Origin of the sequence: Lactonifactor longoviformis DSM 17459, from assembly GCF_900129135.1 — a bacterium.
GTDB classification, from domain to species: Bacteria; Bacillota; Clostridia; order Lachnospirales; family Lachnospiraceae; genus Lactonifactor; species Lactonifactor longoviformis.
The window spans coordinates 1-26,130 of sequence record NZ_FQVI01000003.1 but is presented as its reverse complement, the minus strand read 5'-3'; the positions used below and the strand labels follow the sequence as shown (position 1 = coordinate 26,130).

Below are 26,130 nucleotides of genomic sequence, written 5' to 3'. Positions count from 1 at the left end.
CAGTCCTGCCCGGATTATTATTTTAAGAAGGAGCTTACTTTATGACCAGTAAAACATTATATGTGTCGGACTTGGACGGTACTCTGCTGAACCGGCAGAAGCAGGTGACGAAGTACACCGCCGATACGATTAACCAATGCATCAAACGGGGAATGAATTTCACCGTTGCCACTGCCCGCATGCCCTATGGATGCGATTACAGACTCCGGGATATCCGTATCAACACCCCAGGGATACTGACAAATGGCGTATTCCTGTATGACTTTGAGGCTGAAAAGATCATAGCTGCGGAAGAGATCGCAGCCCAAAGTGCAGAAACTGTTGTAGATATCTTTCAGAAAAACGGCCTGTCCTGTTTTGTCTATACTTATGGCCATCAGGGAATTTCCATCTGTTATGGACATAAAAAGCTGGAGGAACAGACACAGTATTACAGTGATCGCGCCATAGAAAAGTGTGCACAAGTGGAGCTGACAGAGGATTTGAAAGGGGCTGCCGGAAGCGGAAAGGCTGTGTATATTACATACACCGGAGAAAAGAAGCTGCTGGAACCTGTCTGCAGAGATTTGGATCGTGTAGAAGGGATTGCGTATTCTTTTTATCTCAATGTCTACAATGATCTGTATTGCCTTGAGGTTTTCAGCCGAAAAGCCAGTAAACGGAATGCGCTTTTAAAGCTGAAGGAAATGACCGGATGCAGCGAACTGGTAGTATTCGGAGATAATCTGAACGATATCTCAATGATAGAAATTGCTGACAGAAGCTATGCCCCGGAAAATGCTCTGCATGAAGTAAAGGAAATGGTTACCCAGGTACTGGCCGACTGTGACCATGACGGTGTAGCCCGTTTCCTGGCAGAGGAATGGGAAATAAAATAAAAGGATAAGGTCACCTGTGATTGCTGCTTACTCACAGGTGACCTTTTTACATAGGAGGTCTACTCTCTTTTAAAACCAGTCTTATCCCTTTCCGTAAGTTCCCGTATCACCCGGCAGGGATTTCCCGCGGCAACAACCCTTGGAGGGATGTCTTTCACAACAACACTTCCCGCTCCGATAACCGCTCCGGCCCCTATGGTAACACCGGGCAGTACCGTCACATTGCCTCCAAGCCATACGTAATCCTCTATATGAATCGGCTTGGAAAAGCACCCTCCGTCTGCCCTTTCTCCGGATCCAGGCAGTGGTTCACCGCATAGATTCCAGCGTTGGGGCCGATTAACACATGGTTTCCTATGGTTACTTCTGCGCAGTCCAGTATGGTGCATCCAAAATTTATATACACATGGCTGCCGATAGTGATATTCACACCAAACTCACACTGAAACATTGGTTCAATGAGCACCTCATCGCCAACCTCATGAAACATCTTCTCCATCAGCTCTCTGCGGTATGCTGCCTGGCTGTCATCCGTCCCGTTATAGCTGCGGAAGAGCTGCTTGGCTGTTACACGGCGCGCAAACAGCTCAGGAGCAACATCATTATATAATAAACCATTCTGTAACTTTTCCCAATCATTCATAAAGTACTCCTCTTTTCTTTTTCAGTCTCTTGCCTCCGGGTATAGTTCAAAATATTCCCCCAGCTTCAGGCTATATAGTACTTTGGGGACTACCTGCTTCTTTTTTACCACCGATTCAAAACATGCGATCCACCCTCCGTCATCTTTATTCGGATCTGGAAAATGTACTGCTATTATTGTTTTAATAGGATACAGCCGTTCCCTCGCCCAGGCCAGCGTGACGTAAGTAAAGGGGCAGATTAGATAGTCCACCTGCAGCCTGCTCTGTTCTGCACGGGCCAGCAGAGCCTGAGGCTCGGCATCTCCGGTAAGCATCAGTGAGCCATATTTGGTTTTTAGATAATAACAAATATTGTCCACATCCCGGTACTGTTCTCCCATATGGAGGCAGCAGAAAGAATATAGTTCCAATTCAGAATTTACTTTGTATGAAATGGGGTTCCCAGGGCTTACCGTCAGAATCGTATTATGCAGACGACACCTTAATTCCTTTGTAATTTTTTCATTGGCAAATAGAATAAGATCCTTGTTTTTCTCTGCAAATGCTATGACTTTTTCCATATGATAGTGATCGCTGTGCTCGTGGGTCAGAAGTAATAATTCAGCCTTTCCCGCGAAAGCAGTATCCTCCAGTTTCGGATCTGCACATTGATATCTATCCAAGTTATCATGGCAAAATGGATCTGCATATATCACTATGTTATGTATAAATAATACCACTCCGGCATTATTTATCTGGCATGCTGCAATTTTTACGTCCTTTGTTTTGGTCTCTAGGGCGTTTATTAACTTTCTCAATTTTACTTCTCTCTGTTTCATAGGATATATTATTACCGAAATAGCAATTTAGCTTTATCCATACGCTCTGCCACGCGAACCCCAAAGGGACAGCGTTCTTCACACAGGCCGCATCCTATACAGTCTGCCGCATTGGAGGACAGCTCCTCATAATGAGCTTTTACCGTACTCGGAACTTCTTCCTGCATCACAGCCAGATCATAGAGCTTATTTACCATAGCAATATCTATTTTCTGGGGACATGGAGCACAATGGCCGCAATAAGTACACTGTCCGAAATAGGCATGGCGGGGTGCCCCTGCCAGCACACTGGCGTAATCTTTCTCCTCCTCAGAGGCAGTTTCATAGGCAACTGCTTCAGCCACATGCTCCGGCGTATCATACCCCACCATAACACTTGCCACCGCGGGTCTTGTGAGTGCATAGTGCAGGCATTGCACCGGCGTAAGTGCAACCCCGAAGGGAGATGTCTCAGCGGAAAACAAACGGCCTCCGGCATAACCTTTCATTACTGTTATACCTACTCCTCTCTCCTCACAGATCCGGTAAAGCTCCTCTCTCTCCGGAGCGATTCCCCTCAGTGTCTCATCGTAATCCTCTGCAAAATATTCATTCATATCCTCTGTGGCCGGCATCAGATCAAAGGCAGGATTGATACTGAACAAAATCATCTCTATCTCACTGCACCGGGCCGCCATCTTTGCCACATCCGGATTATGAGTGCTCATTCCGATATGCCGGATCGTTCCCCGTTCTTTCAGCTTACGGGCATACTCTATAAACTCCCCTGTCATAATCCGGTCAAATTCAGCAGCCTCATCCACAAAATGTATCATTCCCAAATCTATGTAATCTGTCTGCAGGCGATCCAGAAGATCCTGAAAGGCTTCTTTGACTTTTGCCATATCACGGGTGCGCACATATTGGCCATCCTGCCACGTAGAGCCCAAATGTCCCTGTATGATCCACCGTTCCCGTCTTCCTTTCAGTGCTACTCCGATGTTGGTGCGCACCATAGGTTCCGACATCCAGCAGTCCAGAATATTAATTCCATTCGCCTCACAGCAGTCAATGACTTCCTCCACTTCCTCTGCATTGTGCCGCTCCAGCCACTCTGCTCCCAAACCGATTTCACTCACGCACAAGCCTGTATTACCCAATTGTCGATATCTCATTTTGATTTATCCTTTCGTATTATGCTGTTCCGCGCTTCCCTGTTGTTACGATATTATCCACACTCTTTATTGTTTTATCTTATAGTCTGCTTTGACAGCCAATCTATGATAATATCATAATTCTGAGGCTGGTGGGGAAATGTACAATTCGTGCAGTCCTTGATCCTCCCCCCGCTTTTCGCTTTCAAATATTTCGGTTTACCAGGACACTTCTCGGAAATATAAAAGGGACAATAGCAGAACAGACAGTTCATTTCTTCGATTCCGCTGTGGCACGGATAATATTTGCAGCTTTTATTGGCAAAAAATCTGTATGAATTCTCCACGTACTACACCTCTCAATTCTCTTCACAATCGGACGCCGGGATCATCTTTTTGCACGACTTCCCAAAATCAGTTACTTCATAAGTTATATTCAGTTTACCATCTGCGGCCATTTGAATGGCTGCGGCTTTCATAATTCCTACCCCGCAGTAGGTACTGATAATCTTTTCTATATTTTTTGCAGAAGTTGTTCTCTCCCCTTTATATTCCTGCTGAAGCTTTTTAGCCACTTCCTCGGAAGAAAAGGTACTATTTTTTGAAATAGCATATTCTAAAACTCTTGATTTAATCGGCAGTCTCATAAAATCTCCTTATCTACACATCTCTCAGATTAAACAATTCCGATGGTTTTGCCAGCACAATCAATATTCCTACAACAATGACAAAGGCCCCCAGAATCCCCAGAGTTGTCACCGAAAAAGAAATAATTCCCATCTTAGACATTACAATTCCTATGGGAATACTCCATATGGGGGTGGAAAATAAAATCGCCGATCCCCTGGTCGCTCCGCAGTAACTGTACGCCACATAAATTCCGTTGTACTGGATTGTCAGAAAAATAATAGACATAAACAAGAACAGTAAAATGATCGGTTCAGAAAAAATTACTGCAAAAATCTGCGTAATCCAGTTTACATGACCGGTTGCCGCACAGACGATAAGTGCGCACAGCAATTCTATAAGAGAACCGCCAATCATACGGTAGAGGGGGCATACAATAAGAGGATCTGACACATCAATGGCATGTGTGCTGATAATTGCTTCAATGGCATATCCGATCGGCGCCGCCGCCGTTATGATAAGGCCCAGATAGAAATGGCTGACCCCTTCGGGAGGGGCGATACTTGCAATAACCACACCGGCAACTGTAAGGATAATTCCAACAAAAACACGGATCCCCGTCTTTTCCTTCAAAAATATAGTTCCTAAAATAGCCGTTATTACAGGGGTTAGCCCAATGATGCAATTCCCATAAGTAGACCCGCAAAAGCTGATCCCTACGATGGAGCAGGCCGTTGCCACCGGTCCCCCAAGAATAGAAGCCCCTAATACGGTTCTCGAGGATTTCACCCTCCAGATTCTCAGATATTCTGCAAGGGGGATTCCCCGTATGGTATTAAAAATTATCATTAGGATCCCTCCGCAAAACTCGCAGAAAGATAGTATGACAAGAGTTAATACATAAGTGAAGACAATTACATTTGGAAAGGACTGGCTGATCCGCTCCGAAGCTGTCACATTGAAGTTTTGGAAAATCACCAATGACAAGGCAGAGATCCAGGCCAGACCCAGTCCCAGCATTGCTAACCTGACTTTTCTGTCTTCATAGATTTTTTTTGCTTTCGCATTCTCACTGAAAGTATCCATAAAAATACCTATCGCTTTCTATATATTTATGCCTTACGCTATGATAGCAGTCATAGACCCCGGCACCTGATTTTCTAATTAAATACCCCCTGTAATTTATAGATTGAACTGCCATTTCATTACAGGGGGCGGAGGATTACTCTAATGATGAATAAATAAAACTACATAAATAATGCTTCTCTGATTACCTCACCCACAGTGGGATGGGGAAATACCAGTTTTTGTAATTCAGCAAGCGGCTTTTTCGATGCAATCATCATCTCTGCACCGCAGATTATTTCTGAGGCGTAACTGCCGATCATATGGACACCAACCACTGTATTGTCCTCCAGATTCACGATTAACTTACAGATACCGTCGCCTCTTTCTACCTCTGCGAGATATCTCCCGGAATAGTTCATAGAAACGCTGATACTTCTTACCTTCATTCCTTTGGCAGCCGCACTTTCCTCAGTTTCTCCAACCCCTGCCACTTCCGGATCCGTATAGATAACCGATGGAATTCTGGAATAATCCATTGTATCTTCAATTCCAAGAATATGGTTTACCGCCACCTCTGCCTCTCTGTAGGCTGTATGAGCCAGCATGATTTTGCCATTGACATCTCCTACCGCATACACACCTTCCACGTTAGTTCTGAGATGTTCGTCGGTTACCACCGCGCTGCGGTTCATTTCAAGCCCCAGGTTTTCTAATCCCATATTTTCTGTATATGCCCGCCGGCCGATTGCACAGAGAACGGCATCTGCTTCGGCAATTTTTTCACTGCCTTTTTGTTCGTACAAAACACCTTGTTCGGTAACCCCGGTTACCTTACAGCCCAGCTTAAATTTGATGCCCTTCCTCTTATATGCTCTCAGCAAAATCTCTGAAATCTCAGCTTCTGTAGGTCCTGCAATTTTATCCAGCATCTCAATGATGGTCACCTCAACGCCAACCATAGCATAATAAGATGCCATTTCCAGGCCAATGACGCCGCCCCCTATCACCACGAGCTTTTCGGGAAGATTAGTTCTGCTGAGCGCCTCAGCATTTGTCATCACATAACCTGAAACGATTCCTTCTTTCAGTCCCGGTATCCCGGGAACCACCGGCACCGAGCCGCATGCCAATATTAATTTCTCTCCAACATATGTTTTGTCATCTGCCCGGACTATGAATCCGTCTGAGGTCTTTCCCTCCACATAACCCATGGCAGAAACAACAGTTACTTGATTGGCGTCCATAATCGCCTTCACACCCGCTACCAGTGAGCCAACCACCTGATTCTTACGCTGAATCACCTGTTCCTGATGAATCTCTACGTTATCTGCCGTAACGCCGAATCCTTTGCTGTTCAGCGCATGCTGATAAAGCTTGGCAGAATTCAGCATCGCTTTTGAAGGGATGCATCCCTCATTCAGACAGGTACCTCCCAGCGCCCGCTTTTCAATCAATACAACCGATTTTCCTGCCGCAGCAGCGCGCTCCGCCGCCAGATAACCGCCGGGACCGCCGCCTAATACAATAATATCTGCTTTCATCTTACATATCTCCATTCCTCTGTATCCCTCAGGGCACAAAACATTTCTATAGAAAGGTAATTATTTAAGAATCACCTTCTTAATGCCCATATAATCACATACAAGCTTTACAATGTCTGTATAATTGCCTTCTTTGATGACTACATGATGGTGCAGCCCTGCCTTAATCATCTGATCAATCACCCGGCTCGGCTTCTGTCCGTCAGCTCTCAGCTTAAGAACCAGTTTCTCGCCGCCGTCTACCCACTCTTCGTGGCTCACAGGCAGGGTCTCACCCTCTGCGATCAGAACCTGGTAATTTCCGGCGCTTCCCTGCATGTCACAGAAGGTAACCTTATCCATTGCTTTTAACGGAACTCCGATAAAGGCTCCCATCTCTCCGGATGGATTCGTGACAACTTTATCAATGCTGTCTGCCAGAGAAGCCGCGGAACTGCCCTCGTGACAAATCGTCATATAATCGGCTTCATCGTCAAAGGCTCCAATCTCACCAAGCGCGCATGTGCCGCCGTCGGAAGCAAGATTTAAAATATACTGGATCACAGCATGGGCAATATCCCCTTCTGTATCTACAATAATATCCTCATCAGCCAGCCAGGAAGCCGTCTGGTTCATCAGCCCGCCATAGTTTGGATAGCATTCCGCCGCAATGGCGTTAAGTCCGGTATCCTGTATCATTGCTTTTGTGGCCATATACACTTTTGCCATCCAAAGCATGCACGCATCGCTGCACTTAACCGTTCCTGTGCGATCCTTTAATTCTTCCAGAGTCTTTTTCGCCTCTGCATCGCAGATCTTCTCAGCGGCATCTGTAATTTCTTCCATTTCAAAGTGAATAATTGTGGGGCCTAAAGTAGTGGAAAACTCCCACTCCTCAATACTCATATCCTGAGGACCTGCAACTCTCCATGTCTGGCGGGGACCCACCAGAGCCAGACGCATAGATTTTACTTTATCAATAATCTGTCCGGCACGTGCCACATTTTTAATCTTTCTGATAAGGGCTTCATCGTCTGCAAGACCATATACATACTCGAAATGTATTCCGGGGTTCTTTAAGGCTGATCCAAAGTTCTGCACACAGCCAATAGAGAATGTTTCCGGATAAGGCACAGCCCAGAACACCACCGGAACCTTTAACTCGTGAATAAACAGATACTTGAGAGAGTCCGTAACCCAGGTCACATCCATAATGGCCACAGATTCGATCCCTGCTGCCTTAAACTGGTCGCAGACATTCAGTGCATCTGTGGAGTTCCATACGGAACGGTTGGCCACAACCACATCGATCCCTGCATCTGTCATTGCATTGGCCGCACTGTTAATCAACTCATCGTATCTCTGACCGCCGCTTTCTACGGGACTGCAAAGTCCTACTAAACCCATTTTTGCTTTGTTCATTTGATCATCTCCAATCATTAATAAAAAGTTTAAACCGGACCGCCGCACCAGGAAATCAGTGCAGCCTCGGTTCCTATATTTGTAATTTCATGAGGTTCCCCTTCTTCAATAAGAAGCAAATCCCCTTCCAATAATTCATAGCAGCATCCTGTCTCCGGGTTCCGCACAATTACGTGCCCTCTGCTGACGAAAAAAGTTTCATGGGAGATTGGATGCCCCGGATCCACTCCGCCTGTCTGTCCGGGCAGCAGTTCAGATGTCCCAAACCAGATTTTATCCGTTCTGCAGTAATCTCTCACTACTTCCGGTCCATCCAGGCTGACCTTAGCTGCAGTTTTTCTAATAATTTGCATAGCTCTCTCCAACCCCTTCTTATTTTGCTAACTCTTTTGCAACCTCGTCCTTTTCCCGGATAAAAATTCTAACCAGAATAACATTTGTGATCAAGGTCAGTACGGCACAGAATGCCAGGCCAATCCAGTAAGAATCTGTAAAGTCCTTCACAACGCCCACAATCTGCTGGAAGACAAACATACCTACCAGGAAAGACACACCCTGGATAATACCATTGGCGGGTCCGATCTTAGATGACTGCGTGGTATCAGAAAGAAGTGCAAACCCTATAGGATATACAACGTAAGCACAGAATCCTGTACATATCATACCAATCACAACAATAGAAACGATTCCGCCCTGGTTGCCGAAGATCATCAGTATATATCCGGCTACCATTCCGACTCCGCCGATAAGCATGGTTGGTCTTCTCTTGCCCATTTTGTCGGAAATTGCACCGAACAGCAGACTGGAAACAATACCTACCGCAGTAAATAAAGTAGAGGCTAATCCTGCATTGGAACTTGACATACCCAGCTCCACTAACATACTCGGTCCCCAGTAATTGGCAATTCCCAACCCGCCCAGTACACCTGTAACGGCAATACAATGTGCAATTGTGTTTTTGTTCATTGCCTTATCGTATTTATTGGATTCATCTGCCGCGGAAGAGGCTTCGTCTATATCCATAATCCCGGGATCCTTTAAGATCAGAATTAAAATCACAAGTACAACTACCACAAAGACAATTACCGATATATTTCCGCTTGAGATACCCAGACGTTCCAGCAGCAGTGAAAAAATATACAATGCACAGAAAGTGCCAATGCCGTCTGCTGCTGTCATTGCTCCTGTGGCAACTCCCATTTTATTCGTTCCATTGAACCAGTGTACTGCAAGCGTATATGCCGCATTATAGATACATGCATTTCCAAAACCGCTCACCAGTCTGGAGATAATAAGAACTGCATAAGATGGGGCAAAGAAGAACATTGCATGACCCACAACCATAATGCCGATGCCCAGCATAGTAAAGAATTTACATCCTCTCTTTTCAACCATTGCACCTACGATAAACAGACCAACGCCGCAGGCAAAGGAATAGGCGGTATTAATAATACTTAACTGGGAATAAGATATACTGTAGGTTTCCATAATGTAATCAGAAAGTGTTCCGTGGCAATACTGGAAAAACGGTGCGATAGAACCTGCGATCACACATAAAACTAACATAAACTATTGTTTTTTACTCGGGTTGACTAATTTTTCATTCATTTATTACACCCTCCATTCCGTTCAAAATCATTTTATCTAATAAGTAACCTTCTCCTTAGCTGCCTTATTGCCGCTGCTGTCTTTATAAAAGTGAGACAACTTTCTCAAGATTTTCCCGGAATGTGCCATCTGCAGCAAATTTTTTATCAAACAGTGCGCTGCCCATTGTAAATGTCCACGGATTCATCTTACGTACCGTCTCGATCCGCTCCGGAGAATCAATACTTCCTGCCATAATAACCGGCAACTTGGAATTCTTGATAAAGTCTGCAGAAAATACCTCCGGATCTCCTTCAGAGTAGCGATAACCTAACAGGTCAACACCAAAAACTCCCTTGTCTCTGTATTCCGCTTCCTGCTCCAGGCAGAAGGAAACTGAACCCTCGAGGACGCTGGGACTGCCGGAGACCTTTCCCACAAACGGACAGTATTTCAGATCCTGCTGTTTGATATACTCCAGTACACTGTCATAGAAGATTGTACCCGCAAGGTAATCAAAGCCGCACTCTACGGCCAGTTTTGCGCCGCGCATACATTCTTCCTCTGAATATGTAACAACCTCCAAAAATGTAGTTTTCCCGGCCTGCTTCATCAGCTGACACAACTCTCTCATCTGTGCAGGCGGCATGCCAACGTCCTTAAATCCCCAGTTTACCACAGGCAGATCCCTGCAGCTTTCAAATACCTCTTTTGCATTTGACACTGTAACATCATGATGTGTCAGCATAACAATTAATTTTTCAACCATTTTAATGATCTCCTTCTTCTATTATATATAGTTACATGGTCTGGTCAAAGCATTCAGTCAAATCAGAAAACAGTTTGCGGTACATTTCGTATCCCTCCCCGTAAACCTCTTTGTTTTCCGGGTCAGGGTCAAAGACAGTTTTTATATCGATCATGCTGTCTACTGCACCATCTATGCTGTCAAATATACCCACTGCTTTCCCGGCCAGAATTGCCGCTCCCAGACATGCCGCTTCTTTTGATTTTGTAGTAAGTAACCGCTTGCCTGTAATATCAGATTTAATCTGGCTCCAGACAGCGCTCTTAGAGCCTCCCCCCAGGGACCGGATTTCGTTTACTTCAATTCCCATCTTAGAGAGGGTATCAATATTTCGCTGCAGAATATAGCCCACAGCCTCAAAAATAGCTCTTACAAAATGTGCTTTTGTGTGCTTCATGGTGAACCCGAACCACACCCCCTTGGCTTTGGCATTTACATCCGGCGCCAGGGATCCGGACAGATGAGGAAGCATCAGTAATCCCTCGGCTCCGGCAGGAACACTGTCTGCTTCTTTTCCCATTAAGTCATAGGCATCCTCTGTGGATATGGCTGCAACTGCCATCTCATCCTGGCAGAACTTATCTCTGAACCATCGAAGGGCCATTCCTCCTGTGGTAAAGGTATGCATCATATACATATCCGGTATAGCAAAATAATGCAAAGGCATCTTCCTGTTGGGGTCAAAAGTGGGTTCTACCACCGGTACACAGATCGCCAGCGCAGATCCAATGTTTTCAGAAAACATACCCGGGTGAACATTGCCCACGCCGATGGCGCCCGCCGCCTGGTCAAGGGCACCGGTGCATATGGTAATATCCTCTCCCAGCCCCAGTTCTGCCCGTATCTCAGGAAGCATTCTCCCCACAGCTTCGCCAGACTCACGTACAGGCGCCAGCTGTTCTTCTTTTATTCCGATAAACTCCAGCATTTCAGGCCAATATTTCTTTGTGGTAATATTCCAGTAAGCAGAGGAGCAGACTAAGGATCCCTCTGTGGCAAATACGCCGGTCATCCTATAGATAAAATAGTCTTCGATCAATAAATACTTATAGGTCTGCCGGAATATTTCCGGTTCATTTTTCTTAATCCATAAGATCTTTGCAGCCGGCCAGCAGGGCTCAAAGCTCACCTGTCCGGTTACCTGATAGCACGTATCATCCCCGAAACGCTCTGTCATTTCTTTTGCTTCATCAACTGCCCGGTTATCCATCCAGACAATAGCATTCCTTAACGGCCGGCCGTTTTTATCAATACAGATCATGGTTTCCCCCTGCGCAGATATTGCCAGCGCAACACTGTCCTGTGCACTTATGGGATATTGTGTTTTTAAATCAGCCAGGCCGTCGCAGAATGCCTTCCAATAAACCTCTGCGTCTTCTTCTACAAAATTTACTTTTGGAGTCATCAGACTATATTCCTGAGTGGATACAGCTAAAAGACCTCCTTTATTGTCAAATAGTGCAATTTTAAGAGCCGTCGTTCCCAGATCCAGACCAATCAATAACTTCATGTCTAACATTTACCTCCAAAATCACTTTTTTCCTCGAAGAAGCAGCTTGTTACTTCTTCTGCCGTAATAGAGCCGAAATACATCTGTATCGGTATCTCCCGCAATACGTTCACAACTTTTTCTTTTTCATAAGCCATACCAGTCAATTTTTTCTCTACCGCGCTTACGCTCTGCAGCGCCAGGAAATCGCCGTTGATCACACAATGTGCAATTCTGCCGTCTGCAATGTCCAGATTTACTTCTACCGTCCCTCCGGAAAAGCGTTTCCTGTTTTTATAATTGCACTTTGGCGATCGGCTGAAATTCCATTCCTTACTTCTATATTTTACATCGGCCAGCTTTTCAATCTCTCCCAGCTCCTGAGAATCCAGCTGCACTTGTTCGAACGCTCCGCCCCTGCTCCAGTAGTCGATGAGCAATTCCTTGACCCTCTGAATGTCAATGGGAGAGGATACATAGTCCTGAATGTTTGTAACCCTGCTGCGCACAGACTTTACACTTTTGGACTGAAATTTATCCGGTGAAACATGGAGAACTCCGCTCAGAAGCTCCAAATCAGAAGCAATCAAAAGAGTACCGTGCTGCAGCAGCCGATTCTTTGACAAAGTCTGGGCGCTGCCCGAAATCTTCTTTCCATCCAGCAGCAAATCATTGCGTCCCTTCAGTTCAATCTCCAGGCCATACTCCCGAAAGGCCTCTATGACAGGCTCAAGCAGCTTTCCAAAATCCACACCTCTGCCTTCATTCCAATCCGTAATGTAGGAATAATTCAGGTTGCCCAGGTCATGGTAGACCGTCCCGCCGCCTGTGATTCTGCGTACAATATTCACCTTTAATTCTTCTGCCTTTGACAGATTGATTTCTTCATATGGATTCTGATGCAGACCCATGACTATGGTATTCTCATTCTGCCAAAGAATTAAATAATCGTCATCCCTGCAATTTTTTAAGACATATTCTTCAAATGCAAGGTTGTAATAAGGATCCACTTTCGCCGTCTCTAAATATTTCATCTATTCCCACTGCTTTCCAATACTTCGTTGACTGGTAATAACATCCTAGAATTCCATTGTCTCCATTAATTCTTTTACATAACTAAAGAATTTCGCCGCGTAAGCCCCGTCAATCATCCGGTGATCTGCCACAAGATTCAAGTTCATCATGGGTCTGACGGTAATCTCGCCGTCAATTACCACAGGGGTATCTTTCATCTTCGTGACACCCAGAATTGCAGCCTCCGGCTGGTTAATTATGGGGGAAAAGCTCTCTATCCCCATCATCCCCAGGTTTGTAATGGTAAAGGTACCTCCTGTGATATCATCCATAGTGATTTGATTCTTCTTGGTTCTGAAAACAGAATCGTTGGTTTCCTTCGCAATTGTATAAATATCCTTATTCGCTACGTCCTTGATATTCGGAACCATCAGTCCCTCTTCCAGGGCCACTGCCAGACCAATATTCACCTGGTCGTGTATAATGATTTCATTATCCTGAAAACTGGAATTAAACAATTCGTATTCGGTAATGGCCTTTGCACAGACCTTCATCAATATATGATTCAGGGTGACTTTCAGGCTTTTGTCCTCATTATCCTTATTTAACTTTTTCAGCATAGACAGCGTATGCGTCATATCTACGCTCAGAGTAAAGGCAACACGGGGAGATACGTTCCAGCTTTCGCTCATTCTCTCTGCTATGATTTTTCTCATACCTGACACTTTTATCTTTTTTTCCATTCTGCCTCACCTTTTCTATCATGCCCTTCCTTCTGTCAGGATACCTTTATCCCGACAGCTCCAAAGGGCGTATCTGCTTATTGCTGTGTAATTTTGTCCAGAAGGTCTTCTACTGTTGTCACCGTTGTGATTCCAAGTTCCTGAATCTCTTTTGTAACGTCAGAAGGAACATCATCATCCTCATTTAAAAAGCTCTGGAGTACACCGCCGAAGAAGAATCTGTATTTCCGGCCTCTCTCGGCCGCCAGTTTTACTATCAGTTTTGCGTAAGGCAATGCCTGTCCGTTGTGGAGGCTGACACATATATCTGTAATGTTGTTCTCATCTGCCAGATCCAGCACATCAATTGCCTCCAGCTGGTTTCCGCCGTCAATCACATCCGCGCCAAACTCCTTCATAACTCCCACCAGTACCGCGGCGCCTGCAAAATGTACATCCGCGGATGCAACACAGATTCTGTGATCCTTGAGAAGCGCAGGATATTTGGTATCTTTCAGAAGATTAATCTGATTGGCCAGTTCATTCTGGGTTGCATTCCACAAAGCTGCGGGCATTAACGGTACGATGGTCTCATTGCCGTCCTCAACAATGGATGGATGGAACAATTTCTCCAGAGTAAACGGATCGATGGCTTTTAAAACAACCATAAGTTCAATGGGGTTTGTGATATCTACACCGGCCTCCGCAAGACCGTCCAGCATATAATGGAACATTCTGTCTGACAGCTCGATGGTCTGATCTCTCAGCTTTTCAATGGGATCCCAATTCATCAGAGGCTCCCAGTAATAGGCAACTTCCTGTGCTCTCTGACAAGCACCTGTCATATCCAGCATCTCCGGAACGGTAGGAATCGCTACCTTTTCTGTAATGGGTACTGATAGGAATGAACATCCCGTCTTAAAATGCTTTTCCGCGAGAATCAGAAGCAGGACTTCCGGAATCTGAAAACCGTAATTTGCCTGAACGTGGTGATCCCAGTGACTGATCGTATCCGGATAAATAAAGCCGATTCCCGGCTGATCCTCTTTGCTGAAGACTTCACTTGCGGCAAGCCACAGAGCTGTCTTGTGCATAATGTTCTGGGTAAAGTTTCCGAAACTATAGGAGTACCTGGCGCCGCAGAGGTCGCATACAATGTATCGATCCATTCTAGCCCATGCAAGTGAGGTGGCGAGGTCATTAAAGTAGGCTCCATACGAGTCGTCGGACTGTCCGTTTACAATGATTTTGTCATCGTATCTCGAAGCCACGATTCCAAGTGCTTTCACATTCTCAGTCATGTTCCAGACCTCGTCCGGGCAGCCCGGGGCAACCTGTACATAGGTGCTGAACAAGCCGGTCCACTGAGACCCAGCCTGGACGGAATTGATTGTAGTTTCCACAGCGTTAGGCCAGCCCAGATGATTATCGGCAAATATAGGTGAAACGCTGGAAGCCATAGTAATTGCTTCCCAATCCTCCGGCTCATTCAGCATAAATCCCAGGGAGATGGGCAGCCCTTCTCTCTTGTCCTTGGGAACTCCGGTAATATTCTGGGGGAGCTGATGTGCCATACTGATATTCAGGCCGGTCTCTTCATTAAACTTCTCAGCCTCTTTCATTGCCGCAACCTGCTCTTCCACACTTGAGAGTCCCGTGTTTATCTTCCAGCACATTTCTCCTTTTTCCTTCAGCTTCATACGGTAGTCCACTGGCTTCATACCGTATTTCTTCTCAAAAGGAATTGTCTTTATCTTTAGATTTTTTCCAATCTCATATCCTTCCTGCCAGACTTTCTTCCAGTCCGGAATATTTTCAGGAATTAAGCTTGCTATATAATCTCTGTTCGCTTTATTTAATAGTTTCCCCATAGATCTCTCTCCATTAAGGATTTCCGAGTATGTTACAGATACGCAGAAATGTCCTCATTCTCATCTTCAGCTACAATAAGCACCGGTGTCTGGCATGCAATTTTGGTTCCTTCTTCTACAAGAAGTTTTCTTACAACCCCGTCCATATCAGATTCTGCCTGATTTGTAATCTTATCTGTGGAAACTTCATATAAAGCGTCTCCCTCAGAAACTGTGTCTCCCTCTTTTACGAGATACTTTTCTACAGTTCCTTCTTTCATTGTTGCTCCCATTCTTGGAAGCTTAAATACCTTTACCATTTTTATCCTCCTAAAATAATCTTTTAAAACGTGACCTTTTCCCTGCTTACTCCATTACTTTCTTAACAGCGGTAACAATATCATTCTTCTGCGGGAAATAATAATCTTCAAGACTTACGGTATAAGGACAAGGAATATTCAGAGCGCCCACGCGTACAATTCCCTTATCCAGGGTCTCGAACATATCTTCCGCTACATTTGCAGCCAATTCTCCGGACCATGCACCTCTTTTCACCTCTTCGGTAACGATGACGAGCTTTCTGGTCTTAGCGATTGATTTGTAAACAAGTTCTTTATCAAATGGATATAAGGTTCTCGGGTCAATAACCTCTGCACTGATTCCCTCTTTCTCCAGTTCCTCTGCCGCTTCCAGAGCTTTCAGCACACACAGTCCGGTGGCAACTAAGGTAACATCACTGCCGGGTTTCTTAATGTCCGCGCTTCCAAGGGGAATCGGGGAGTATACATCCTTATCTACCACATCACCCTTTGTCTGGTATAACATCTGATGCTCGAATACCATGACCGGGTTGTCATCTTCAATGGCGGTCAGCAGCAGGCCGTACACATCCTGCGGGGTTGAAGGATATACAACCTTCAGTCCGGGAACATGTACCAGCATAGCTTCCAGAGACTGGGAATGCTGTGCGGCACACTGCATTCCGCCGCCGCTGGTAAGTCTCAGAGTCATAGGAACGTTCATTCCCCCTCCGTACATATATCTGAATTTTGCAGTCTGGTTCATAATCTGATCCATACAGCATCCCATAAAGTCGTTGTACATCAGCTCAGCTACCGGACGCATTCCGGTAAGCGCAGCCCCTGCGGAAAGGCCAACAATCATCTGCTCAGCCACGGGTGTATCACGAACCCTCTCTTTTCCAAACTGCTTGTATAATCCTCTGGTAGCGCCCATAGAACCGTCTACAAAACCAACGTCCTCACCAATACAGAAAACCGTAGGATCCTTCTCCATCTCAAAACGGATTGCGTCAGCTACCGCTTCTGAAAAATACATATTTCTCATTATCTCGCCTCCTCTACAATATCTGTGTACACGTCTTCAAGTGCTGATTCTTTTGCCGGGAATGAACTTTCGGCGGCAAACTTCACTGCTTCTTTTACCATGCCCTTTACTTTTTCCTGAACTGCCTTAAGATCTTCATCTGTAGCCACACCATTATCTTTTAAATACTCTTCAAATCTTGGAATCGGGTCATGATCCGGCTGTTTCCAGAGTTTCACTTCCTCAGGATTGCGGTAGTTCTCTGGTTCACCCTCAAAATGGCCTCTCCAGCGGTACGTTTTGCACTCAATATAGGTTGGTCCATAACCGTTTCTTGCACGGTCAATTGCTCTCTTGGCAGCATCACAGACAGCTAAAATATCGTTTCCGTCTACCACTTCGCTTGGCATTGCGTATCCGGCTGCACGGTCTGCTGTGTTCTCGTTTGCCATGCCGTTTGTTATCCGGCAGGATACTGCGTAAAGGTTGTTCTCATTTACGAACACAACCGGAAGATTCCAGAGTGTGGCAATATTCATGGCCTCATGGAAGGAGCCTTCTGCTGTTGACCCGTCTCCATGGAAACAAATACAAACTTTATCTGTTTTCAGCATCATAGATGAGAATGCTGCTCCGGTAGCCAGGGTAAAGCCGCCCCCTACAATACCGTTTGCTCCAAGGATTCCCAGTTCCGTATCTGCAATGTGCATGGAACCGCCCTTTCCTTTGCAATATCCGGTTTCTTTTCCCCACAGCTCGGCCATCATTTTATTCATATCAGCGCCTTTTGCGATAATATGGCCATGTCCTCTGTGGGTGCTTGTGATGTAGTCGCCGTCAACGAGATTTGCACATACACCGGTTGCAATTGCTTCCTCCCCGATGTACAGATGTACAAACCCAAGCACATCTCCTTCTGCAAAGCTCTTCGCTGTCTGGAATTCAAACTGGCGAATCTTCTGCATGGTTTCATACATTTCCAGTAACTTTTTGTGTGATAAATTCATGTTCTTCCTCCTTAAATTTTTATTTTAAAAAAGCCAAAAAGCCTTCTTTAAGCATTAGCAAATATTTTTCCGCCTACCAGTACTTTGATCTGTGTCTCCAAATACTTTCCGTAGTCGCTGTCTTCCTCACTTATCACGGTCCCATCTTCTTTCACGATGAGTTCTTTATACATAATCCTGTCATCATCAAGATACATATTCCGACATTCATACCTGATATAAGAGATTTCCAAATTTTGTTCCCGAATCAGCCTTACTGCATACTCTTTTGTGACATCAACGCCCTTTTGCAGGGCATCCTCCAGCTCATCAAACTCAAACCGTTCATTCACGGCATGTACTAAGTATCCTCCTCTGTCTTCCCCCAGACGGATTACTGCCTCTATCTCTACACTCACACCGGAGGTTGCTGCTCCCACCGCATTTGCCACTTCATAGTGCTCTGGAACCACTAAGTTGAAATTATATTTTTTCTGAGCAATTCGATACCAGGATTCCGCAGGCGCACCAATGGCACTGATGGGGAATTTAATCCTTCGGAACCTTTTCAAATTGTTGTAGATTTTATCTACAATAGCGTCTCTTACCTGTTCCACATATTCATCTGTTGTCGTTTCCGCAAGTGCAGCCTGTTCCCGAATCGCCTCAACTGCATTCACCCTGTCCCACGCAACAAACTCGCCCGTATAGTGAAGCACGTCTGTGGGGGTTACATTATGTTTTCCGCCCCGGCAGGATGGAAGCAGCCGTTCCGGGCCAATCTCAATCTTCCCGTCATCTATTTTTACCGCGCTGTCTCCGCCAAGGCCGTATGTATATAGCTGGGCTGATCTGATACGTATCTGCCAGTCCCCGACTACCGCGCCGTCTTTGGAAAGCTCCACTCTTTTATTTCGAACAATCCCAATGTCCGTGGTGGTTCCCCCCATATCAGCCACAACCGCATTCTTTATTCCTGTAAGATTTATTGCCCCGATGATGCTTGCCGCCGGTCCGGATAAAACAGTATCAATGGGGGTGTTGCGGATGGCATCGATTTTGGCAATCGTACCGTCACCTTTTACCACAAATACAGGTGCGCCGATCTTCTGTTCATCCAGAATTGTTTTAATTGCTTTCACAAAATTATCAATAATCGGCAGAAGTCCCGCATTCACAACTGCCGTGTTTGTCCTCTCCAGATATCCTAGCTCTGAGACAAGTTCATGGCCGCACACCACCGGCAAATCACAGATACTTTTAATTACTGCTTTTACTCTTTGCTCCAGAATCGGATTCCTCACACTCGCCTGGCCGGATACCGCAAACGACTCTACTCTTGGCAGCAATTTCTTAACCGCCCGTTTGACTTCCTCCTTGTCAATATCCCTTATAATCCGTCCTTTGATATTGACCTTGCCTTCCACAGCGATGCACTCATTGGTGGCTAATTTCCCTACCGGTACTCCGCCAATCATCAGAAGTCCTATCCGACCAATTTTGCCCTCAACTGTCGCGTTCGTAGCTAAGGTTGTAGACAAAACCACTTTTTCAATTTTACTGATATCTGACTTTGATAATCCCAGGCTCACGATGCTGTTTCTGATTCCTATCTCCAGCTGCTCGTGAGTGGTAATTGCTTTCGCCTTTCGCTTAATGCAATCAGCCCCCTGTATCTCTGTGTCTAATAAAACCGCATCTGTGTACGTTCCCCCTGTGTCAATTCCAACTACATATGACATCCTGCTACCCTCCAGACTTATTAAATTTTCCCGATCATCTTCTTTCGGCGGCATTAACGTTTTATATTGCTTTATGTATTAAGTTATGTCTTGCCGTAAGTTTTATTATAAAGTAGATTTTATCTCATTCTTCCTTTTCTGTCAATATTTTTTTTAAAGTTTAATTTAAGTTTTTATTTGGAAAATGCTGTATTTTTTGATAATTTTTTTAACACATCACACAGACAACGCCCTTACCTGGAGATAACTTGCATCTCTCCGGATTGAATTGACTATTACGGATTTCATGGCAAAAAAAGAGCCGGAATCCGTATTCCGACGTCTCTTTTTTCCATATACCTGTTTGCACACTTTATTATTGTATTTTACTCAAAACTATGAACCATCTGAAGTAGCCTTGTTATGTCTTGACAATTTGTGTTATTCCGTTTATGATAAGTCTTGTCATAAGTATTTTCTATGGCTTATAAATGGAGGATAAAATGAATACACCTATTAGAACAACAATGCTGTTAAAACAGCAGAATAAAGAACTGGTCGTTTCTGCATTCCGGGAAATCGGCCAGGGAACCCGCAACGAAATAGCGCAGCTCACAGGCTTAAGCATTTCAACCTGCGGAAATATCATCCGGGAGTTAGTGGAATCGGGTGAACTCTCGCAAGGGGATATGGCTCCGTCCCAGGGCGGCCGCCCGTCAAAAATATATATTTACAATGCCAATACTTCTCTGGCTTTGGCTATATCCCTTGTGGCAAACGGTGAATTTAATCAAATTGAATTGGCTACGGTGAATCTCCAGGGCACTGTTCTGGTGAGAGAGTCTTATATAAAGTCTCTGCATCAGCTTTCCTTTGAATTTTTGGACTCTTTAATCGCTGAACAATTTGAAAAAACGCCTAGAATCAAGGTAATCGGAATCGGGATCCCCGGCATGGTAGTTCACGGAGAAGTTTTATACTGTGATATAGAAGAGCTGGAGCATCTGAACTTAAGAGATTTATTACAGACAAAATACCATGTGAAAGTATTTATTGACAATGAAATGCATTTTAAAACCTTTGGTTATTTTCAGGCTCATTCGAATTTTGGTCTGAAAAACTATGCCTTGCTAAATGTGCCTGAACATTACATTTATGGTGCCGGTTTTATGGTAAACGGTCATCTTATTCGGGGAAACGCAAACTTTTCCGGGGAAATTAACTTTCTGCCTTACGTGTCCTCAAGAAAAGAACTGATTGAACAGTGTGACAGTGACAGCACTTTTGTGGAGCTGATTTCAAAAGTCATTATTACCATTATTACCATTACGGATCCCCTCTATATCATCCTTTGCGGCTTTCGGTTTACCGATGAACTGGTTCTGCAGATTCAGGAAAATGTGAATAAGGTACTGCCGCCCCAGTTACTGCCCCATTTTCATTTGCAGCAGGATATTTCGGATGAATATTTGACAGGAATCATCAGTGTTATTACCAATCTTTTAACCGACAAAGAACCGTACTCACAGCCATAGTCCCTCACCTATCTATTAATCTGTAACGTCCCTGTCCGGCAGCCTTTTACGTCCTCAGAGGCTGCCCTGCCCCTCTGACAAATCTCCCAGCAGTTCCCGCAGAAGATTTTCCTGGTATGCCGCTTTTTTTGTCTTTTTTAAACGCGAAGCTGTCTGAGCCAGACCCGGATTCTGAATGGTATTTAGCTGTGACATAAGTCTGTCAATAAGCTGCTTCCCCTCTGTTGCTCCGCGTCTGCTTTATCTGCCCTGGCTTTATCAAGCTTCCGGCCTGCGAAATCCAAAGATCATACCCGATCCTGCGCCCGTCCAGGAGCACAAAGCCCCAGAAATCCATCGCCTTCCCCCAGATACTCTCCCATATATCTGGAAACCCAGGCGCGCTGGCTCTTCAGATACAGGGAATCCGGATCCTCGTTGTTCTCCCAGTACAAAGCTGGACTGTTCGCCAGCTGCCCGTATACACGGAGCATAGAAAGCCGCTCTATAAACTGCAGCACACCCACAAAATCAATCTGCTCTGACAAAAGAAACTGCTCTTGTTCCTCTTTGTCCTCCAGACATATCAGAAGTACACATAAAATACAGTAATCCCGTATTTCCTGGAACTCCTGAATTCATATTTGCCTGGACAAATTCATGCAGATACTTGATAAACTTATCCTTATGTACAATAAATTCCACGGATTTCAGAAGACGATCGGTCCGCCCAGAGTAGAAGTCTCTCAGATAATCCTGATAGTTCTGGTTCGGCCTCTTAAAATCCTCCTGAACATTCCTCCACCACTCATTGAGTTCCTTCAGGCTGCACTGCTTCATGTCCTCCGCCTCATCAAGCCCTCTCTCCAGACGCACAAACAGATTTGTGGACAAATTCCCTGACTCCAAAAACAGATTTTCCAGGCGCACCGTCATCCTTTCTATCTCCACCGCATATTCCGACATAGTATAGCGGTACTGTTTGTTTTTTAATCCGCAATCGTATACACCCTTGCAGGATCCTGAATAGGAGTGAGGTTCTTCCATTTTACAAGCGCCTCCAAATCAATCTTTAACTGCTCAATTGTATAAGAAACAAACTCCGGTTCCTCAATGGCTTCCAGATATTTCATTGCATCACCTGATCTTTCTGTGGATGGAAAAAGGCTTGAGGCGCATCATTAGTTTGGTATGCTTTTTATTCTACCATTATATTATTTTTTCTCCATATGAAGATTTCATTATTTTACATATCATTGGTTCTTTTCCTTCAACCCTTTCCCTGCTTCTGGAATCTTAGCTGCTTCTGGCCGCAAAACGGGCCAGTCCGCACAAGGCAGACTGGCCCTTCCTCGGCAAGCAACAGGAAGCTCGATTTGCGCAACAAACACAAGGCTTACCATATGCGCTGGGCAAATATGTCAAAATTAATCTGCCATTCACCGTCATCCTTTACCATCACATCCTGCCAATGAAAATTATTATTCTCGATTTTGGCAAACACCCATTTTCGTCTTTCATTCTCAATGTTCGTAAGGACTATGATATCGTCTTGTTTTCTCGCTTCAAAGCGCATAATTTTCCCTGTATAACAATACGCAATATCCCAAGCATACGTCCCGGGGTTATAAACGCGGAGCGTCGTTCCGTATTCAAAATCGGGCAGGAGAATAACATCCTGAATTGCCATTCCGTCTAGAATCCATGAAAAATGCCACTCGCCTTTTATCGAATGAGAATTGCTATTATCAATGTAATCGATTTTCCAACTGCCGATAAGCTTCCCGAAATAGTTAAATTCCTCGGGCAGCTCCACGTTTTTACTTTCACTTGTTAACGCATTGAGAAGGTTTTGCATATATTAATTCCTCCGATACTATAATAATATCTGCTGCAAATTCCAGTTTGCCAAACGTATCTGTTCACCTTAGTCCTGCCCTCTGCTCAAGGCAAAGGTTTCACATAAATCTCCTTTTCCTTGTCGAGCATAAAACCGCAGGACAGAAGCAGACCGCAGGAAGCCTTATTCTCCGGCTCTGGCTGTACCACAATCCTTTTGGCATCTGGATGTAGGGCGATCCTGTCTGTTAAGTCATCCACAATCCTTTTGCCAAATCCTCTCCGGAGGCAATCGGATTCCCCAATCATATAGTCAATGCTGTAGGAACCGCCCATTGCTGTGTAGCCCTCCCAAGATTCATCGCTGTCTTCGCAGGCATAATACTGGCAAAAACCGATGGGTTTTCCTTCATGCTCCACAATAAAATGGTGTATCCAGCAAAACTCGCTGTCCTGCTTCTCAACCTCGCTGATCCAATCCAGTGGCTCGTGATACCACTTGGCAACGTGAGGTGTATACAGCCATTTCCTGAATATTCCTAAATCCGTCTGATCCATATGTCTTATCCTAAACATGTATCTGCCCTCCTAATTTAAATTATAGTTCTCGTCCTTATGATACATAAGAAAGGTATATCTATTGGAGCAAAATTATTTTTATTTTATGATTAAAACAACCGTTTCCCGTCTGAAATATCGATGCCAAGCCCTTTTGCTATGCCGGTCTGCTTATATGGGTTAATTTTTTCTGCAATGCCGTCATGGCGGAAAAGCGATCCTGTATTTTTAAACCAAAAGGTCACGCCCGCTTTGACACATTGCTCCCGGATCTGCAGCACCCACTCATAATCACACACACGCGCTTCCCGCCCAGTTTCGCCCCCCACAGTAACATGATCCACCCCATGAAGATAAGGAGTGAGATCGATTGCCTCCAAAAGCGGAGCGCAGGCGATGAACCTCCGCTTTATTGGATAAGATAAAAATAAGGGAAGCCGGTAATCGGCCAGCGCCTGATTTTCTACCGTGCAGCCAATGTTCACGTTGTCATAGCCTTCGCCCCAGTCGGCGGGAAGGGATACAGGGAAACGGTCGATCCGCTTTGTCAGAATCAAAAAATCAATGTCCGTCCGTTCCCGAATCATAGCCCACACCTCTCCCCGCCACTGGTCCGCCTCCGGCAGAAAAAAGTCGGTGGCAAAGCAGGTGGCAAGGATCTTATCCCCTTTGATGTTATATTCGCCTTTTTTATTTCTCCTGATGGGCCAGTCGAATTTATCTGTTTTTAGAATCGTATTCTGTCCACAGCGTTTTGCATACGGCCCATAAAAATAACAGTTTGTGCAGCCGTCACTTATTTTGTAACAGCCTGTCCACGGCTCCCAGTTCATAGGCGGCCTCCTTTATTCTGAGTAAAATAGCGGCGGCTTTTTTGCGAAAGCCGCCTTGTTCCATACATCTGATTACAGCGCATACTGCTTTACGAATTCGGCCGGGTACATCGTACGTTTGGCCACTTCCTCCGCCGACATGCCCTGAGCAAAAAAGCGTTTGATAACCGTAGTCATATCCTCTGCGATCTCCACAATATGTTTGTCCGGGTCATACACCCGAATGTCACGCTGTCCCCATGGATATTCCCTGATTTCGTGTACCCACTGCAGGCTGGGCAAGCGTTTTAGCTCAGCATATGCCTGCTCTAAATCCTCCACTTCAAAATACACCTGAAAGTTATGTGACTGTTCCTTTACACAATCAGCAGCAATACCAACAATATCAGCATACCCCTCCTGCAGAGAAAAGCCTTCAAAAGCTACATGCCCTCCAATATCCATGACTGCATTTTGATGAAGCACGTTTTCATAAAAGTTTTTAGAGGCGGAGATATCCCTGACCGCCAAAAGACAACCTTGATATTTCATGTTTTTATTCCTCCTATAAGGAAATTATAGGATAGACTTCCGTCCCGTCATAGTAAAAATCCGACATAGTTTCCAAATACTGTTGAGGAGTAACACCACTGATGGCCTTAAAGTCTTTATCAAAATGGGCCTGATCAAAATAGCCGGCCTGCTGCGACAGAGCAGCAAAAAAGCAGGGCGATGTCTGAATCTGCTTTAGCACATAATTAAAGCGGATTAAGCGTGCATAGTTTTTCATATTCATTCCGATTTGTGTGAGAAACAGGCGGTTTAAATGCCGCTCGCTGTAACCGGACTGCCGGGCTACCTCCTGCACTTGTGTCTGTCCGTGTCTATCCGAAATGTATGCAGCTGCAAACAGCAAAGCGTCCGAAACAACCTGCTTTTCCATGCGCTGGTATAATATTTTCTCACAGGAATTTACAAGCCCGGCTGTGGTTTCCGACACCACAAATGCCTGATGCAGTAATTTGCAAAGTTCATAGTCAATGTCTGCCAGGGAAAGGCGTTTATCCGCAAACTCAGCTTGGCTTTGACGTATCATCTGATACAAACCATATGGGGAAAACTGGATAAGCAGCAGGATATGATAGCGGTTTGGCTCTCTGCCCAGCGGGATAGGTGTCAGGGATGCGCCCCATAACTCAGCCTTAACCGCGTTTCCGTCGAACGCAAGGGACAGTGTTCCGCAAGCGTTGGGCATAAGCGTGTATTGAGGCAAGAACGTATCCTTCTCCGGAAACACGATGTTGTAATACTGAATATATTTTCTTAATCCAATGTGTGAAGGAAATATGTTGAATTGGTTATCTTTTTCAAGCATCATAGGTGGCCTCCTGCAGCTGCAGTTTCTACTTGTAATACTCATCTTATTTATCTCTGTATCTGAATATTCTTGTGCGATGAAATCGCACTTCCGGAAATCTGGAAATCAGATGTCCGGAAAGTGGAAATCATCTTATGCGAGATTACTCGCGTAATGTTTTGTCCAGTCCATATACCTCTCGCATGGAGATGTCATGCGCTGTATCGATGCTTGTGATGTTGATTCGGTAGCTGTCATGAACAATGCGATCAATGATTGCATCAGCAAGTGGACTTGCATCGCCACCAAGCTGGTCATACCATTCTTCGAAGCCATACTGAGAACAGAAAATCGTGGATGATTTCTTACGCCTCCGATGGAGCAATTCGAAGATATCCCTTTGTTCTGTATCTGTTGGCTTGAGTAAAAGCCATTCG

The 26,130-nt window shown here is 45.0% G+C and carries 32 protein-coding genes; 2 read left to right on the top strand and 30 right to left on the bottom strand.

Translation table 11 applies throughout. The features are described from left to right. Positions 1-41: 41 nt before the first annotated feature. Positions 42-878: an HAD-IIB family hydrolase gene (locus tag BUA56_RS04615; RefSeq protein ID WP_072849426.1), complete on the top strand. Its 837-nt coding sequence runs from the start codon at positions 42-44 to the stop codon at positions 876-878. 59 nt (positions 879-937) lie between these two features. Here BUA56_RS04615 and BUA56_RS23275 read toward each other — a convergent pair whose 3' ends face one another. The 20 genes from BUA56_RS23275 to BUA56_RS04520 all read right to left on the bottom strand — a co-directional run bounded on the left by BUA56_RS23275 (position 938) and on the right by BUA56_RS04520 (position 19,634). Next, on the bottom strand, positions 938-1,099 hold the full coding sequence (locus tag BUA56_RS23275) for an LbetaH domain-containing protein (protein ID WP_207650906.1): 162 nt from the start codon (positions 1,097-1,099) through the stop codon (positions 938-940). 26 nt (positions 1,100-1,125) lie between these two features. Next, the gene (locus tag BUA56_RS04610; RefSeq protein ID WP_207650905.1) at positions 1,126-1,521 is read right to left on the bottom strand and encodes a maltose acetyltransferase domain-containing protein; all 396 of its coding nucleotides are present in this window, start codon (positions 1,519-1,521) and stop codon (positions 1,126-1,128) included. A gap of 21 nt (positions 1,522-1,542) precedes the next feature. Then, positions 1,543-2,340 (bottom strand): MBL fold metallo-hydrolase, encoded by a 798-nt coding sequence (locus BUA56_RS04605; protein WP_084067642.1) that lies wholly within the window; start codon positions 2,338-2,340, stop codon positions 1,543-1,545. 11 nt (positions 2,341-2,351) lie between these two features. Then, positions 2,352-3,494 carry an aldo/keto reductase gene (locus BUA56_RS04600; RefSeq protein ID WP_072849422.1) on the bottom strand — a complete coding sequence of 381 codons (1,143 nt, stop codon included), beginning with the start codon at positions 3,492-3,494 and terminating at the stop codon, positions 2,352-2,354. A gap of 74 nt (positions 3,495-3,568) precedes the next feature. After that, on the bottom strand, positions 3,569-3,820 hold the full coding sequence (locus BUA56_RS04595; RefSeq protein WP_072849420.1) for a cysteine-rich small domain-containing protein: 252 nt from the start codon (positions 3,818-3,820) through the stop codon (positions 3,569-3,571). A gap of 12 nt (positions 3,821-3,832) precedes the next feature. Next, positions 3,833-4,120 (bottom strand): hypothetical protein, encoded by a 288-nt coding sequence (locus BUA56_RS04590; RefSeq protein ID WP_072849418.1) that lies wholly within the window; start codon positions 4,118-4,120, stop codon positions 3,833-3,835. 13 nt (positions 4,121-4,133) lie between these two features. Next, positions 4,134-5,186 (bottom strand): DMT family transporter, encoded by a 1,053-nt coding sequence (locus BUA56_RS04585; RefSeq protein ID WP_072849416.1) that lies wholly within the window; start codon positions 5,184-5,186, stop codon positions 4,134-4,136. Between the two features lie 161 nt (positions 5,187-5,347). Further along, on the bottom strand, positions 5,348-6,709 hold the full coding sequence (lpdA, locus tag BUA56_RS04580; RefSeq protein ID WP_072849414.1) for a dihydrolipoyl dehydrogenase: 1,362 nt from the start codon (positions 6,707-6,709) through the stop codon (positions 5,348-5,350). 60 nt (positions 6,710-6,769) lie between these two features. Beyond that, positions 6,770-8,110, bottom strand: a complete 1,341-nt coding sequence (locus tag BUA56_RS04575) for a hypothetical protein (RefSeq protein ID WP_072849412.1) — start codon at positions 8,108-8,110, stop codon at positions 6,770-6,772. Positions 8,111-8,139: 29 nt separating this feature from the next. Further along, positions 8,140-8,463: a cupin domain-containing protein gene (locus BUA56_RS04570; RefSeq protein WP_072849410.1), complete on the bottom strand. Its 324-nt coding sequence runs from the start codon at positions 8,461-8,463 to the stop codon at positions 8,140-8,142. Positions 8,464-8,482: 19 nt separating this feature from the next. Then, on the bottom strand, positions 8,483-9,676 hold the full coding sequence (locus BUA56_RS04565; RefSeq protein ID WP_072849408.1) for an MFS transporter: 1,194 nt from the start codon (positions 9,674-9,676) through the stop codon (positions 8,483-8,485). A gap of 124 nt (positions 9,677-9,800) precedes the next feature. Beyond that, positions 9,801-10,466, bottom strand: a complete 666-nt coding sequence (locus BUA56_RS04560) for a hypothetical protein (protein ID WP_072849406.1) — start codon at positions 10,464-10,466, stop codon at positions 9,801-9,803. 31 nt (positions 10,467-10,497) lie between these two features. Beyond that, the gene (locus BUA56_RS04555) at positions 10,498-12,015 is read right to left on the bottom strand and encodes a xylulokinase (RefSeq protein ID WP_072849404.1); all 1,518 of its coding nucleotides are present in this window, start codon (positions 12,013-12,015) and stop codon (positions 10,498-10,500) included. 2 nt (positions 12,016-12,017) lie between these two features. Next, the gene (gene lplA, locus BUA56_RS04550; protein WP_072849402.1) at positions 12,018-13,028 is read right to left on the bottom strand and encodes a lipoate--protein ligase; all 1,011 of its coding nucleotides are present in this window, start codon (positions 13,026-13,028) and stop codon (positions 12,018-12,020) included. Between the two features lie 45 nt (positions 13,029-13,073). Then, positions 13,074-13,751 (bottom strand): dihydrolipoamide acetyltransferase family protein, encoded by a 678-nt coding sequence (locus BUA56_RS04545; protein WP_072849400.1) that lies wholly within the window; start codon positions 13,749-13,751, stop codon positions 13,074-13,076. Positions 13,752-13,828: 77 nt separating this feature from the next. Further along, positions 13,829-15,601, bottom strand: a complete 1,773-nt coding sequence (locus BUA56_RS04540) for a cobalamin B12-binding domain-containing protein (RefSeq protein ID WP_072849398.1) — start codon at positions 15,599-15,601, stop codon at positions 13,829-13,831. Positions 15,602-15,633: 32 nt separating this feature from the next. Continuing rightward, the gene (locus BUA56_RS04535) at positions 15,634-15,900 is read right to left on the bottom strand and encodes a biotin/lipoyl-containing protein (RefSeq protein WP_072849396.1); all 267 of its coding nucleotides are present in this window, start codon (positions 15,898-15,900) and stop codon (positions 15,634-15,636) included. A 46-nt stretch (positions 15,901-15,946) separates the two neighbouring features. Beyond that, positions 15,947-16,927 carry an alpha-ketoacid dehydrogenase subunit beta gene (locus BUA56_RS04530; RefSeq protein WP_072849394.1) on the bottom strand — a complete coding sequence of 327 codons (981 nt, stop codon included), beginning with the start codon at positions 16,925-16,927 and terminating at the stop codon, positions 15,947-15,949. Then, the gene (locus BUA56_RS04525; protein WP_072849392.1) at positions 16,927-17,913 is read right to left on the bottom strand and encodes a thiamine pyrophosphate-dependent dehydrogenase E1 component subunit alpha; all 987 of its coding nucleotides are present in this window, start codon (positions 17,911-17,913) and stop codon (positions 16,927-16,929) included. Before BUA56_RS04525 ends, BUA56_RS04530 begins: the two co-directional genes overlap by 1 nt. 47 nt (positions 17,914-17,960) lie before the next feature. Then, positions 17,961-19,634 carry a hydantoinase/oxoprolinase family protein gene (locus BUA56_RS04520; RefSeq protein ID WP_072849391.1) on the bottom strand — a complete coding sequence of 558 codons (1,674 nt, stop codon included), beginning with the start codon at positions 19,632-19,634 and terminating at the stop codon, positions 17,961-17,963. A gap of 482 nt (positions 19,635-20,116) precedes the next feature. On the opposite strand from BUA56_RS04520, the gene BUA56_RS04515 reads away from it, so the two are divergent. Beyond that, positions 20,117-21,148 (top strand): ROK family protein, encoded by a 1,032-nt coding sequence (locus BUA56_RS04515; RefSeq protein WP_072849389.1) that lies wholly within the window; start codon positions 20,117-20,119, stop codon positions 21,146-21,148. A gap of 54 nt (positions 21,149-21,202) precedes the next feature. Here BUA56_RS04515 and BUA56_RS22910 read toward each other — a convergent pair whose 3' ends face one another. The 10 genes from BUA56_RS22910 to BUA56_RS04475 all read right to left on the bottom strand — a co-directional run. After that, the gene (locus tag BUA56_RS22910; protein WP_158640976.1) at positions 21,203-21,343 is read right to left on the bottom strand and encodes a hypothetical protein; all 141 of its coding nucleotides are present in this window, start codon (positions 21,341-21,343) and stop codon (positions 21,203-21,205) included. Positions 21,344-21,435: 92 nt separating this feature from the next. Further along, positions 21,436-21,675, bottom strand: a complete 240-nt coding sequence (locus tag BUA56_RS04510) for a hypothetical protein (RefSeq protein WP_072849387.1) — start codon at positions 21,673-21,675, stop codon at positions 21,436-21,438. Continuing rightward, on the bottom strand, positions 21,659-22,174 hold the full coding sequence (locus BUA56_RS04505) for a DUF2397 family protein (RefSeq protein WP_278321242.1): 516 nt from the start codon (positions 22,172-22,174) through the stop codon (positions 21,659-21,661). The genes BUA56_RS04510 and BUA56_RS04505 overlap by 17 nt, the downstream gene beginning before the upstream one ends. Next, positions 22,117-22,260 carry a DUF2397 family protein gene (locus BUA56_RS23840; RefSeq protein WP_278320843.1) on the bottom strand — a complete coding sequence of 48 codons (144 nt, stop codon included), beginning with the start codon at positions 22,258-22,260 and terminating at the stop codon, positions 22,117-22,119. The genes BUA56_RS04505 and BUA56_RS23840 overlap by 58 nt, the downstream gene beginning before the upstream one ends. Positions 22,261-22,523: 263 nt before the next feature. Beyond that, positions 22,524-22,985, bottom strand: coding sequence for a hypothetical protein (locus BUA56_RS04500; RefSeq protein WP_072849385.1), 462 nt, complete (start codon positions 22,983-22,985; stop codon positions 22,524-22,526). An 86-nt stretch (positions 22,986-23,071) separates the two neighbouring features. Beyond that, positions 23,072-23,542, bottom strand: a complete 471-nt coding sequence (locus BUA56_RS04495; protein WP_072849383.1) for a GNAT family N-acetyltransferase — start codon at positions 23,540-23,542, stop codon at positions 23,072-23,074. Positions 23,543-23,634: 92 nt separating this feature from the next. Then, positions 23,635-24,357: a DUF5131 family protein gene (locus tag BUA56_RS04490; RefSeq protein WP_072849381.1), complete on the bottom strand. Its 723-nt coding sequence runs from the start codon at positions 24,355-24,357 to the stop codon at positions 23,635-23,637. Positions 24,358-24,429: 72 nt separating this feature from the next. Beyond that, positions 24,430-24,888 carry a VOC family protein gene (locus tag BUA56_RS04485; protein ID WP_072849379.1) on the bottom strand — a complete coding sequence of 153 codons (459 nt, stop codon included), beginning with the start codon at positions 24,886-24,888 and terminating at the stop codon, positions 24,430-24,432. Between the two features lie 13 nt (positions 24,889-24,901). After that, positions 24,902-25,714 carry a helix-turn-helix transcriptional regulator gene (locus BUA56_RS04480; RefSeq protein WP_072849377.1) on the bottom strand — a complete coding sequence of 271 codons (813 nt, stop codon included), beginning with the start codon at positions 25,712-25,714 and terminating at the stop codon, positions 24,902-24,904. Positions 25,715-25,856: 142 nt separating this feature from the next. Beyond that, positions 25,857-26,130 (bottom strand): ATP-binding protein (locus tag BUA56_RS04475; protein ID WP_158640975.1); only part of this gene is annotated, 274 nt, incomplete at its 5' end.

Excerpts from the sequence above, each read along its gene's own strand:
- BUA56_RS04615 (WP_072849426.1), top strand. The coding sequence starts at position 42 with ATGACCAGTAAAACATTATATGTGTCGGACTTGGACGGTACTCTGCTG.
- BUA56_RS04610 (WP_207650905.1), bottom strand. The coding sequence starts at position 1,521 with ATGAATGATTGGGAAAAGTTACAGAATGGTTTATTATATAATGATGTT.
- BUA56_RS04605 (WP_084067642.1), bottom strand. The coding sequence starts at position 2,340 with ATGAAACAGAGAGAAGTAAAATTGAGAAAGTTAATAAACGCCCTAGAG.
- BUA56_RS04600 (WP_072849422.1), bottom strand. The coding sequence starts at position 3,494 with ATGAGATATCGACAATTGGGTAATACAGGCTTGTGCGTGAGTGAAATC.
- BUA56_RS04590 (WP_072849418.1), bottom strand. The coding sequence starts at position 4,120 with ATGAGACTGCCGATTAAATCAAGAGTTTTAGAATATGCTATTTCAAAA.
- BUA56_RS04585 (WP_072849416.1), bottom strand. The coding sequence starts at position 5,186 with ATGGATACTTTCAGTGAGAATGCGAAAGCAAAAAAAATCTATGAAGAC.
- lpdA (WP_072849414.1), bottom strand. The coding sequence starts at position 6,709 with ATGAAAGCAGATATTATTGTATTAGGCGGCGGTCCCGGCGGTTATCTG.
- BUA56_RS04575 (WP_072849412.1), bottom strand. The coding sequence starts at position 8,110 with ATGAACAAAGCAAAAATGGGTTTAGTAGGACTTTGCAGTCCCGTAGAA.
- BUA56_RS04570 (WP_072849410.1), bottom strand. The coding sequence starts at position 8,463 with ATGCAAATTATTAGAAAAACTGCAGCTAAGGTCAGCCTGGATGGACCG.
- BUA56_RS04565 (WP_072849408.1), bottom strand. The coding sequence starts at position 9,676 with ATGTTAGTTTTATGTGTGATCGCAGGTTCTATCGCACCGTTTTTCCAG.
- BUA56_RS04560 (WP_072849406.1), bottom strand. The coding sequence starts at position 10,466 with ATGGTTGAAAAATTAATTGTTATGCTGACACATCATGATGTTACAGTG.
- BUA56_RS04555 (WP_072849404.1), bottom strand. The coding sequence starts at position 12,015 with ATGAAGTTATTGATTGGTCTGGATCTGGGAACGACGGCTCTTAAAATT.
- lplA (WP_072849402.1), bottom strand. The coding sequence starts at position 13,028 with ATGAAATATTTAGAGACGGCGAAAGTGGATCCTTATTACAACCTTGCA.
- BUA56_RS04545 (WP_072849400.1), bottom strand. The coding sequence starts at position 13,751 with ATGGAAAAAAAGATAAAAGTGTCAGGTATGAGAAAAATCATAGCAGAG.
- BUA56_RS04540 (WP_072849398.1), bottom strand. The coding sequence starts at position 15,601 with ATGGGGAAACTATTAAATAAAGCGAACAGAGATTATATAGCAAGCTTA.
- BUA56_RS04535 (WP_072849396.1), bottom strand. The coding sequence starts at position 15,900 with ATGGTAAAGGTATTTAAGCTTCCAAGAATGGGAGCAACAATGAAAGAA.
- BUA56_RS04530 (WP_072849394.1), bottom strand. The coding sequence starts at position 16,927 with ATGAGAAATATGTATTTTTCAGAAGCGGTAGCTGACGCAATCCGTTTT.
- BUA56_RS04525 (WP_072849392.1), bottom strand. The coding sequence starts at position 17,913 with ATGAATTTATCACACAAAAAGTTACTGGAAATGTATGAAACCATGCAG.
- BUA56_RS04520 (WP_072849391.1), bottom strand. The coding sequence starts at position 19,634 with ATGTCATATGTAGTTGGAATTGACACAGGGGGAACGTACACAGATGCG.
- BUA56_RS04515 (WP_072849389.1), top strand. The coding sequence starts at position 20,117 with ATGAATACACCTATTAGAACAACAATGCTGTTAAAACAGCAGAATAAA.
- BUA56_RS22910 (WP_158640976.1), bottom strand. The coding sequence starts at position 21,343 with ATGTCACAGCTAAATACCATTCAGAATCCGGGTCTGGCTCAGACAGCT.
- BUA56_RS04505 (WP_278321242.1), bottom strand. The coding sequence starts at position 22,174 with ATGGAAGAACCTCACTCCTATTCAGGATCCTGCAAGGGTGTATACGAT.
- BUA56_RS23840 (WP_278320843.1), bottom strand. The coding sequence starts at position 22,260 with ATGAAATATCTGGAAGCCATTGAGGAACCGGAGTTTGTTTCTTATACA.
- BUA56_RS04500 (WP_072849385.1), bottom strand. The coding sequence starts at position 22,985 with ATGCAAAACCTTCTCAATGCGTTAACAAGTGAAAGTAAAAACGTGGAG.
- BUA56_RS04495 (WP_072849383.1), bottom strand. The coding sequence starts at position 23,542 with ATGTTTAGGATAAGACATATGGATCAGACGGATTTAGGAATATTCAGG.
- BUA56_RS04490 (WP_072849381.1), bottom strand. The coding sequence starts at position 24,357 with ATGAACTGGGAGCCGTGGACAGGCTGTTACAAAATAAGTGACGGCTGC.
- BUA56_RS04485 (WP_072849379.1), bottom strand. The coding sequence starts at position 24,888 with ATGAAATATCAAGGTTGTCTTTTGGCGGTCAGGGATATCTCCGCCTCT.
- BUA56_RS04480 (WP_072849377.1), bottom strand. The coding sequence starts at position 25,714 with ATGATGCTTGAAAAAGATAACCAATTCAACATATTTCCTTCACACATT.